Source organism: Parvibaculum sp., from assembly GCF_045863935.1.
In the GTDB taxonomy this organism is placed as follows: Bacteria; Pseudomonadota; Alphaproteobacteria; order Parvibaculales; family Parvibaculaceae; genus Parvibaculum.
In genome coordinates this window covers 1-5,029 of record NZ_BTVP01000074.1, presented here as the reverse complement: position 1 = coordinate 5,029, position 5,029 = coordinate 1, and the positions used below count along the sequence as shown (strand labels likewise).

Here is a 5,029-nt window from a genome sequence, read left to right as displayed (position 1 = left end):
CTCGCCTCGCTCACGCCGCGCGAGGAGCGCGTGCTGCGCATGCGCTTCGGCATCGGCATGAACACCGACCACACGCTGGAAGAAGTGGGCCAGCAGTTCTCGGTCACGCGCGAACGCATCCGCCAGATCGAGGCGAAAGCGCTCCGCAAGCTGAAGCATCCGTCGCGGAGCCGGAAGCTGCGTTCGTTCCTCGATAATTGAGGCGGCGCGACGCCAAAACAAAAAGCCCGGAACGAAAGTCCCGGGCTTTTTGCTTTTTCGAAACCGGCCTTACGCCGTCTCGGTCTCTTCCGCCTTCGCCTTCTTCTTCGGCGCGGGCTTCTTCTTTGCGGCCGCTGCCTTTTCCGCCGCCTTCGCGTCGGCCGCTTCCTTCTCGAGCCGGAGCGCGCGCAGCTTCTCCGTCTTCACGGCGCGCTCGCGCGTTTCCGCGTCGGCGACGGCGCGGGCGGCTTCCGTCGTCTTGTCGGCCTTGGTGGCGCGGGCCTGGGCCGGCGCTTCCTTGAAGAGGGCCTTGCCGCGGGCGGCGTTTCTGGATGACATGGGGTCGGCTCCTTTCGGGTCTGGGTGGTCGCATCGATGCGCCCCTCGCCAGATCCCGTGCGGAGGAGCCTTCAAATGAAAAAAGGCCGGGAGTGCCCGGCCTTGTCCCAATCATTCCTGCTGCTTCGCCATTACATCCGTGGTCGGGCACCGAAATGAATTACCGGCCCTTCCGGACCCCGGCTTTGCCGGGCGGCCCTCCTGCCGCGCGTTGCGCGCTGAAGTGCCTCGGTATGACCTATATGGGGCGCTCACGCGGGATTACAAGGCTTCCCCGCTCAGCAGCAGGCCCCGGAACTCTCGCCGCCTTCCTCACTGAAGGGCATCTGCGTGCCGCAGCCCGGAAAAATGCCGAAATGCTGCGAAAAATCGCCGATGAAGTCGAAATGCGGCGCGAAGCGGCTTTCCTTCAACATGCGGAAAGTGTTGCCGCAGACCGGGAAAATCCGGCCTTTCTCGATCCTGTGGTGGCCGTCGAGCAGGAACACGTCTTCCGAATGCGAAATGCCGCCCCGGTAGATCACCGCCTGGCCGTGGTCCTCGCAGGCCGGTTCCAGCCCCTCGATGTTGAAGAGCCGGTAGGTCGCGGAGAAGAAGCGTGCCGCGCCCAGCGCCCGGCGGATCGCCGGTTCCTGCACTTCGAGGGGGCGGCTCGTCACGAGGCGGGGATCGCCGAAGCCCGCCTGCTTCGCAAGGTTCTGGAAATCGTTCCAGTAGAGCGCGCCGCCCAGGCATTCGCCGAGCAGCACCGGGTCTTGCGCGAGCTTCGGGTCGAGGCGGCGGTCGGCATAGACGTCGGCGAAATAGAATTCGCCGCCCGGCTTCAAAAGCGCGCGGGCGCCTTCGAGCACGGCGCGCTTGTCGGAGGAGAGGTTCACGACGCAGTTCGAGACGATGATGTCGAAGCTTCCCGGTTCGAGGCCGAGTTCGCCAAGCCGCTCGATATAGCCCTCGTGGAATTCGACATTGGGCCGTGCATGGCCGAAGCGCTCCATGTGCCAGCCGATATGGGCCTTTGCGACGGCGAGCTGCTCGGGCGTCATGTCAACACCGGCCACGAAGCCCTCCGGTCCCACAAGGCGGGCCAGCGCATAGACGTCGCGGCCCGCGCCGCAGCCGAGATCGAGCACGCGCATCCCCTCGATCTTTTCGGGGATCACGAGGCCGCAGCCATAATAGCGCGTCAGCACCTCGTCATGGATGAGCGACAGCGCGCCCTTCACATGCTCGGGCATGGCGCTCGGGTCGCAGCAGGCATCCGTCTTGAGGTCGCCGGAGCCTTTCAGCGTCTGGCCGTAATATTCCTTCACGCTCTCGATGGTCATGCGCCGCTCCGCTCCGACTGTTCTGCGAGGCTCCAACCTGCACGGGCACCCGCTCACCGTCCAGTCACAAGTCGGAGAGCGGTCATCTGACCTCCACCGCGTCCGGATATTCGAGCTGGATCGCCACGAAGCGCGCGGTGCCGGCGCCGAACTTCCCTTCGATCCAGGCGAGCATGTCCTCGCGCAGCATTGCCGGGTCGTCCAGCGTCAGGTCGGCTTCGCCCGCATCGCCGGGCAGGCGGATGAGGCGCGCGCCTTCGGGCGGGTTGCCCGTCTCGTCGGGGAGCAAGGTCAGCCCGTGCCGCGTCGCCGCCTTGCCGCCGGGCGCGAATATGCCCGCGCTGCTCCGCCAGCTCCGGGCCGCGAAGTCGAGCGGGAAGGCGAGGTCCACCTCGCTCACGCCGTCCTGCGCCGCCACCAGGATCTGCGTGCGCGGCCAGCCGAAGAACAGGTTCTTCAGCGCCGTCGCCATCTCGCTCATGCCGATCCCGAAGATGTCGCTGTTGTGTTCCGCGCCCCAGTCCGCCACGCCGTAATGCGCGGCGATCTCTTTCGCGCGCTCGCGCCCGGCGATGCGCTCGGCGAGCATCAGCGAGGTGGGAAGCGACGCGCTCACGCCCGCGGACGAAATCCGGTCGCCATCCACCACATAGCGGATGTTGCGCTGCCAGCGCACGGCCTCGAAGTCGTCGGCGCGGGCGTCATGCTCCCAGAAATGGCCGGTGGCGCGGTGTCCGTCCAGAAGCCCGGTGCCCGCCAGCACCCGCGCGCCCTCGCAGATCGAAACCATCAGCGCGCCTTTCGCGGCCTGCGCCTTGAGCCAGCCGCGCATTGCCTCGTCTTCGGGGTCGTGCATCGCGGGCACGATCACGATGTCCGCGCCTTCAGGGTAAGCGGCGTCGAAACGCGCGAAGTCCATGTCCGGTTCGATCCGGCCCGCCGGCCAGAAAGCGACGGGCGCGGCTTTCGGTGCGACGGCCACCGCCTTCGCGCCCGCTTCCGAAAGAATGCCATAGGGCACGAGGAAGTCCGTCACCTCCGTGCCTTCGTTCAGCGCCGTCACGGCGACGATGACGCGCTCGCGGCCGGGCTTCGGTCCGATCGGCGCGGCGGGCGAGGGCGCTGCCGCGTCCGCCGCCGTCGCGGCGATCATCAGGCCGAGCAGAAAAAAGAAGAGAAAGGGAATGGCGATGCCTTGTCCGCGCATGGTGAGGCCTCCTGCAAGGTCGTGTCAGACGATGCCTCATGCTCGCGCGGGAAGGCTCAGGCGGAAAGGACAGGGAGCGCGTGTTTTCTGCCAAAGGGGAGAGGCATGTGCCTCACGCCCGTCACTGTGAGGGCGAGGAAACAGCTCGTGCAAGCGAACGAAAAGGTTCGGTGGGTTTTCGAGTTTGAACGCCGGGAGGAGCAGCGGAAGGCCAACAAGCGACGAAGCAATGCTCGGGCTCCGTTGCGTTCTTGATGGTCGTAAACTGTTTTCCGTCTGACGCTGAGGAGCAAAACGGGAGCGTGCAGATATCTAATCAAAAGCAGGAGAGAGATAGTGTGATCGCAGAGACTAACGCGGCAGAAATAGTTGGCGTCGCGTTGGTGCAAGTCTTGATTCCCAAAAGATTATTCTTGCAAGACGATATGGTGGGTGTGTTTCGCTATAGATATTCATCATGTTCTAACTTAATCTTTTGTGGGGTTTTGACTGCACAGGAGGGGAAGATGCTGCCGTCAATACAAGAAATTCGTGCGGGTAACAGTATTCTTTTCTTAGGTTCCGGTTTCTCCGCTGAGGCGACAAATTCAGCGGGGGAGCAGGTCAAGGACGTGCAGAGCCTTTTACAATATATGCTCGCCAAATGCGGAGAGCAGGACATCAGCGGATACGATCTTGACGCCGCCGCAGAAGAGTATGCTGCCACCTTTGGCGATGAGGCCACGGTCACCCTGCTCTACAACAATTTTGATGTTAAGTCGGTAACCCGGGCCCAAAGGGTAATTGTTTGTCAGCCATGGTATCGCATATATACGAGTAATTACGACAATGCAGTTGAGCAGATCTGCGGGTTGACGGGTAAAAGCTACACAACGAAAGAAACGGCCGACCCTGTGGAGCGGCCGATAAAAAACGTAACTCAACTTGTACATATTTACGGAAACATCAACCGATCTTCGCCGCATGAGTTTCGCAACCGTTTCTTGCTGACGGAAAGGCAAAGAGATAACTCGCCTTTTCGGACGAGTGTCTGGTACCGCAGGTTCTATGACGACATCCTTTCAGCAGACAACGTGGTGTTCGTCGGTTTCTCCATGAATGACTTGGATATCCGGCGATCATTGATGGCTTTGCCCGCAGGCATGTCCGAAAAAATTCATTTTGTGAACATTGCGGATGAAAGGCGGCCGATCCGTCGTAGGCTAGAAAGATTTGGTCAGCTTCATCTCCTGGGCACGTCAGGGCTTGCGGAGCACCTAAAGGACGAGTTTGCGGGAGGGGCAGAGAGAACAAGGATCAGTCTTCCTGCTGTCATGGAAGAGCTGGCTTTCTCCCCTGCGCCTAAGGCTGCAGTTTCGTCAGAGGATATAAGGGACCTGTTCGTTGCAGGTCGCTTGGTCTTAGAGAAGTTGTCAAACAGTGACGTGGGCGATGGGGTCGGTTCGTACACGGTATCTCGAGCGAACGCCCACTATGTTCGGGTCAGGCAGGCCAGCGGTCAGAAGAGGCCAGTGTTGGTCCACAGTGACGTAGGGAACGGTAAGACCATCTTTCTCGATCAAGTCGCGTATATTTATTCGACGCGTGGATACAGAGTATTTCGGGTTCGTCGGGAGCCGGAAAATGCAGGGGACATAATTTCATTTGTTCAGCTATTCGAAGGCAAGATGCTGCTGATGTTCGATGACGTGATGAGCTTTAAATCGCTTGTCACGTCGATGTTGGCTCTTGGCCGTTCTGATTTGATGGTTGTTGCGTCAGTTCGCTCTGTTTTGCTCGAGACCAGCCGAGCTTCGGTCGAAGCGAGAATGGGAAATCAAAGCTTCGTTGAGGTCGATCTAAATATTCCAAGTATGGATGAGATCCAGAAGTTTGCGCGCTATATCGAGGAAAACGGTTTAATCTGACGTGAGCCCCTGAACTTCCTCCAGATTTGAGTAGAGTCCGTCAATTGAAG

The 5,029-nt window shown here is 60.7% G+C and carries 5 protein-coding genes; 2 read left to right on the top strand and 3 right to left on the bottom strand.

The window, feature by feature from the left end; translation table 11 throughout:
- Positions 1-201, top strand: a 201-nt coding sequence (locus ACKUUH_RS17005) for a sigma factor-like helix-turn-helix DNA-binding protein (protein ID WP_407951079.1), incomplete at its 5' end; no start/stop codon positions are given.
- 69 nt (positions 202-270) lie between these two features.
- Here the strand turns inward: ACKUUH_RS17005 and ACKUUH_RS17000 are convergent.
- The 3 genes from ACKUUH_RS17000 to ACKUUH_RS16990 all read right to left on the bottom strand — a co-directional run bounded on the left by ACKUUH_RS17000 (position 271) and on the right by ACKUUH_RS16990 (position 3,072).
- On the bottom strand, positions 271-540 hold the full coding sequence (locus ACKUUH_RS17000; RefSeq protein ID WP_407951078.1) for a hypothetical protein: 270 nt from the start codon (positions 538-540) through the stop codon (positions 271-273).
- A 278-nt stretch (positions 541-818) separates the two neighbouring features.
- Positions 819-1,865, bottom strand: a complete 1,047-nt coding sequence (locus ACKUUH_RS16995) for a methyltransferase domain-containing protein (RefSeq protein WP_407951077.1) — start codon at positions 1,863-1,865, stop codon at positions 819-821.
- 82 nt (positions 1,866-1,947) lie between these two features.
- Positions 1,948-3,072, bottom strand: coding sequence for a DJ-1/PfpI family protein (locus ACKUUH_RS16990; protein WP_407951076.1), 1,125 nt, complete (start codon positions 3,070-3,072; stop codon positions 1,948-1,950).
- Positions 3,073-3,410: 338 nt separating this feature from the next.
- Between ACKUUH_RS16990 and ACKUUH_RS16985 the strand changes: the two genes are divergently transcribed.
- The gene (locus tag ACKUUH_RS16985) at positions 3,411-4,979 is read left to right on the top strand and encodes an SIR2 family protein (RefSeq protein ID WP_407951075.1); all 1,569 of its coding nucleotides are present in this window, start codon (positions 3,411-3,413) and stop codon (positions 4,977-4,979) included.
- The last annotated feature ends 50 nt before the right edge of the window (positions 4,980-5,029 follow it).

Bases quoted from the DNA above. Each gene is read 5' to 3' on its own strand.
- ACKUUH_RS17000 (WP_407951078.1), bottom strand. From the start codon at position 540: ATGTCATCCAGAAACGCCGCCCGCGGCAAGGCCCTCTTCAAGGAAGCG.
- ACKUUH_RS16995 (WP_407951077.1), bottom strand. From the start codon at position 1,865: ATGACCATCGAGAGCGTGAAGGAATATTACGGCCAGACGCTGAAAGGC.
- ACKUUH_RS16990 (WP_407951076.1), bottom strand. From the start codon at position 3,072: ATGCGCGGACAAGGCATCGCCATTCCCTTTCTCTTCTTTTTTCTGCTC.